Raw genomic sequence first — 4,474 nt, 5'->3', positions numbered from 1 at the left:
CGGCCGGAGGGGCGCCGGCGGCCGGGGGACCGGCCGGAGGGGCGCCGCGCCCCGCATCCGCGTCGCGTCGTGCGGGGTCCGGGGATCCGCCCGGACCGGACGGTGCGCCGCCCGGGGCCTGCCAGCTCTGGTCATCGGTCACAGTGCCCCAGCCTCCCACAGGCGTCCGGCGGAGTCACGGCGCGGGCCGGTGTCCGCGCGCCCGGCCGTCCCCGCGGATCCACCGGCTACCCTGGGGGTTCCGAGGACGGGGAACACGGTTTCATGACAGCACGGATACTGGTGGTCGACGACGACACCGCGCTCGCCGAGATGATCGGCATCGTCCTGCGCACCGAGGGCTTCGAGCCCTCCTTCTGCGGGGACGGCGGCCAGGCGCTCGCCGCGTTCCACGAGGGTAAGCCGGACCTGGTCCTGCTCGACCTCATGCTCCCGGGGCTCGACGGCATCCAGGTGTGCGACCTCATCCGCGCCGAGTCGGGCGTGCCCATCATCATGCTCACGGCGAAGTCCGACACGGCCGACGTCGTGAAGGGCCTCGAGTCCGGCGCGGACGACTACATCGTCAAGCCGTTCAACCCCAAGGAGCTCGTCGCGCGCATCCGCACGCGCCTGCGCCCCGCGTCCGCCGCGTCGCCCGGCCTGCTCCAGGTCGGCGACCTCGTGGTCGACGTCGAGGGCCACGAGGTCCGGCGCGGCGAGGAGCGGATCAACCTCACGCCCCTCGAGTTCGACCTCCTGCACGCGCTGGCGAGCCGCCCGCAGCAGGTGTTCACCCGCGAGATGCTCCTCGAGCAGGTGTGGGGCTACCAGTACAAGGCGGACACGCGCCTCGTCAACGTGCACGTGCAGCGCCTCCGGGCGAAGGTCGAGGACGACCCGGACAACCCGCGCATCGTCATGACCGTGCGCGGCGTCGGCTACCGCGCGGGGGCCGCGGCCTAGCCCGATGCGCCCCCTGCCCGCGTGGCTCGTCGACTGGAGGTCGTGGCCGCGCCGCCTCGTCCGGATCTGGTCGGTGTCGCTCCAGTTCCGCACCGTGCTCATCACGGTCGCGCTCTCCGGCGTCACCGTCCTCCTCATCGGCGTGCTCATGACGCAGAGCATCTCGAGCGACCTCTTCCGCCAGCGGCTCGACACCGTCCTCCAGCAGTCCAACAGCGCCACCGGCCGGATGCAGGAGCAGTTCACCTCCTCGGACGCCTCCGACCAGACGGAGCTGGAGCAGCTGCGCACCCAGGTCTTCGACGAGCTCCGCGGCAGCGCCATCAACCTCTCCGACTTCGCCTTCCGCCGGACGCCCGGCACCGAGGCGCGCAACGTCCTGCAGAACGCGTCCACCGCCGACTACGTCGACAGCCTCCTGAGCGCCGACCTCCGCCGCGCGGTCGGCGAGGGCACGGGCACGCAGCAGTGGCAGTCCGTGGCGATCCCGGTGGGCGACCAGGGCGCCACCAGCCCGGGCATCGTCGTCGGCTCGAGCATCGACATCCCCTCGGCCGGGCGCTACGAGCTCTACCTCGTCTACGACCTGGGCGACATCCAGCAGACCCTCGACTTCGTCGCCGGCACGATCCTCCTCGCGTTCCTCCTCCTCGTGGTGCTCATCGGCGCGATCGCCTGGCTCGTCGTGCGCCTGGTCGTGGCGCCCATCCGCGTGGCGGCCGACACGAGCCAGAAGCTCGCGGCCGGTCAGCTCGAGGAGCGGCTCCCCGTGAAGGGGGAGGACGTGATCGCGACCCTCGCCCGGTCGTTCAACGGCATGGCCGACTCGCTGCAGTCGCAGATCACGCAGCTCGCCGACCTCTCGCAGCTGCAGCAGCGCTTCGTCTCGGACGTCTCGCACGAGCTGCGCACGCCGCTCACCACCATCCGGCTCGCGGGCGGCGTGCTCTACGACCTGCGCGAGGACTTCAGCCCGCCCGCGGCCCGCAGCGCCGAGCTCCTGCACACCCAGGTTGAGCGGTTCGAGACCCTCCTCGCGGACCTGCTGGAGATCAGCCGGTTCGACGCGGGCGCCGTCGACCTCGTGACCGAGCCCACGAACCTCGTGCGGCTCGTGGAGGACAGCATCGAGGAGTTCGAGGGCCTCGCCGCGCAGAAGGGGTCCGAGCTCCGGCTGGTCGCCCCGGGCGGCTACTTCGACGCCGAGATGGACGCGCGTCGCGTGCGCCGCATCGTCACGAACCTGGTCGGCAACGCGCTCGACCACGGAGAGGGGCGGCCCATCGTCATCACGGTGGACAGCGACCGCGACGCCGTCGCGCTCGCCGTGCGCGACTACGGCGTCGGCATGACGCACGAGGAGATGGGCCGCGTCTTCGACCGGTTCTGGCGCGCGGACCCCTCCCGCCAGCGCACCACGGGTGGGACCGGCCTCGGGCTCGCGATCTCGCTCGAGGACACGAACCTGCACCACGGCTGGCTGCAGCTCTGGTCGCGCCCCGGCGAGGGGTCCTGCTTCCGCCTGACCCTCCCGCGCCGCCCCGACGTGCCCCTCGAGGGCTCGCCCGTGCAGCTGCCGCCCGACGACCCCGCGAACGACGACGCCCACGAGGAGGACGCCCGTGTCCCCAGCTCCTGATCCGCGGCACCGGCGCGTCCGTCCGGTCCTCCGCCGACGCCGGACGACCCGCGCGGCCGCCGTCGCGCTCGTCGCGTCCGTCGCGGTCGTCCTGGCCGGCTGCGTCTCCATCCCCTCCGGCGGACCGGTCTCCGAGGGCGACGCCGCCGTCATCGCGGACGAGTCCGGGGTCAGCTACCAGCCGGACGGCCCGCAGGCCGGGGACGGCCCGGACGACGTCATCGCGGGCTTCGTGGACGCCGCGACCAGCTCCGCCGACCAGTACGGCGTGGCGCGCCAGTTCCTCGCGTCGGACTTCGCATCCCGCTGGGACCCGTTCGCCAGCGTCGTGGTCTGGGAGGGCCAGGCGTCGACCTCGGAGGAGGTCGACGGCACCTACAGCTACTCGGTGACGACCATCGCGACGGTCGACGGGCAGGGCCACTACCGGGAGGTCGGCAGCGACCAGGAGACGCGCCTCTCGTTCCAGCTCGTGCAGGAGCGCGGCGAGTGGCGCATCCAGAGGGCACCCGACGGCATCGCGCTGCGGTCGACCTACTTCCGCGAGATCTTCAGCGCGCACGCCCTCTACTTCTTCGACCCCACGTTCTCGTTCCTCGTGCCGGATCTCCGCTTCTTCGTCACGCGGGCGTCGCAGAGCGTCAGCACGCGCATCGTGAAGTCGCTCCTCCAGGGGCCGTCGCCGTGGCTGTCCCAGCCCGCGGTCGTCACGGCCTTCCCCGAGGGCACGCGGCTGGCGTCGTCGGCGGTGACGACGGCGGGCGGGACGCCCCAGGTGGACCTCTCGACGGAGGCGCGCGCCGCGGACGGCGTCACCCAGCAGCGCATGGAGCTGCAGCTGCGGCAGAGCCTGTCGAACATCCCGTCGGTGCTCGACGTGCAGGTGCTCGTCGACGGCACGCCGCTCACGGTGCCGGACCTCGGCGGCCGAGGCCCGGTGAAGGACCCGCAGGCGGAGTCGCGTCCCCTCGTCCTCGCCCAGGGCGCGTTCGGCTACCTCGGCGGCGGCGAGGTCGCGCCGCTCGGGACCCTGGGGACGCGCGTCGCGGCCCTCGGCGCGGACGCGGCGACGCTCAGCGCCGACGGCCAGCAGGCGGCGGTGCGGAACGCGTCCGGCGTCTGGAGCGTCGGCGACGGCGACCGCGACGCGGTCCTCCTCGACACGCGGCCGGGCCTCGTCGCGCCGTCGCTCGACGCGCAGGGGTACGTGTGGTCGACGCCGGCGTCGGATCCCCGCGGCCTCGTCGCCTGGGGTCCCGACGGCGTCGCCCACCCCGTCGCCGTGAGCTGGACGGCGACCGGCCGCGTCGTGTCGCTCGACGTGGCGCGCGACGGCGCCCGCGTGCTCGTGCAGCTCGAGACGGGTGCGGGCCCGCAGCTGCTCGTGGCCTCGATCGTCCGCGACGACGGGGTGCCCGTCTCCCTGACGACGACGCCGCTCGAGCTCCTGGCCGCGCCGGGGACGCCGCTCGACGCGACCTGGGTCGACGAGCTCGACGTCGCGACCCTCACCCTCACGCCGGACGGCGAGCGCCAGGTCGACCTGCACCAGGTCGGCGGCCCGTCGGAGAGCATGGGATCCGCGACCGACGGGGTCACCATCACCGGCGCCAACGACGAGAGCGGGCTGCGCGTCCTCACGAGCGCCGGCGCGCTCCTCACCCCGCGCGGCAGCACGTGGCAGCAGACGGCCACGGGCGTCTCCTTCGTGGCCACCAAGCGCTGACGCCCTCCCCCGATCCGCCCGCGGGGCTCCGCGCGCACCGGCCGCCTGCGACCCTGCGCGCGTGATCCCCACCGACGCTCCGGCCGTCCCGCATCCCGCCGCCCCGCACCCCGCTGTCCGCTCTCCCGCGACACGGCCCGCACCGGGCTTCTCTTCGCGACCCC

Annotated in this window: 3 protein-coding genes; all 3 read left to right on the top strand. The window is 73.8% G+C overall.

The window, feature by feature from the left end; translation table 11 throughout:
- The first annotated feature begins 264 nt into the window (after window positions 1-264).
- Genes mtrA through lpqB form a run of 3 tightly spaced genes read left to right on the top strand, consistent with a single transcriptional unit; the run spans window position 265 to window position 4,310 of the window.
- Complete coding sequence (mtrA, locus tag Q6969_RS13220; protein ID WP_317230851.1) at window positions 265-945, top strand: MtrAB system response regulator MtrA; 681 nt, start codon at window positions 265-267, stop codon at window positions 943-945.
- Between the two features lie 4 nt (window positions 946-949).
- Window positions 950-2,584 (top strand): MtrAB system histidine kinase MtrB, encoded by a 1,635-nt coding sequence (gene mtrB, locus Q6969_RS13215; protein ID WP_317230850.1) that lies wholly within the window; start codon window positions 950-952, stop codon window positions 2,582-2,584.
- Window positions 2,568-4,310: a lipoprotein LpqB gene (lpqB, locus tag Q6969_RS13210; protein ID WP_317230849.1), complete on the top strand. Its 1,743-nt coding sequence runs from the start codon at window positions 2,568-2,570 to the stop codon at window positions 4,308-4,310. The genes mtrB and lpqB overlap by 17 nt, the downstream gene beginning before the upstream one ends.
- The last annotated feature ends 164 nt before the right edge of the window (window positions 4,311-4,474 follow it).

Source organism: Clavibacter sp. MX14-G9D, assembly GCF_032917815.1.
In the GTDB taxonomy this organism is placed as follows: Bacteria; Actinomycetota; Actinomycetes; order Actinomycetales; family Microbacteriaceae; genus Clavibacter; species Clavibacter michiganensis_K.
This window is presented reverse-complemented; position numbering and strand designations above follow the sequence as displayed.

Excerpts from the sequence above, each read along its gene's own strand:
- mtrB (WP_317230850.1), top strand. The coding sequence starts at position 950 with ATGCGCCCCCTGCCCGCGTGGCTCGTCGACTGGAGGTCGTGGCCGCGC.
- mtrA (WP_317230851.1), top strand. The coding sequence starts at position 265 with ATGACAGCACGGATACTGGTGGTCGACGACGACACCGCGCTCGCCGAG.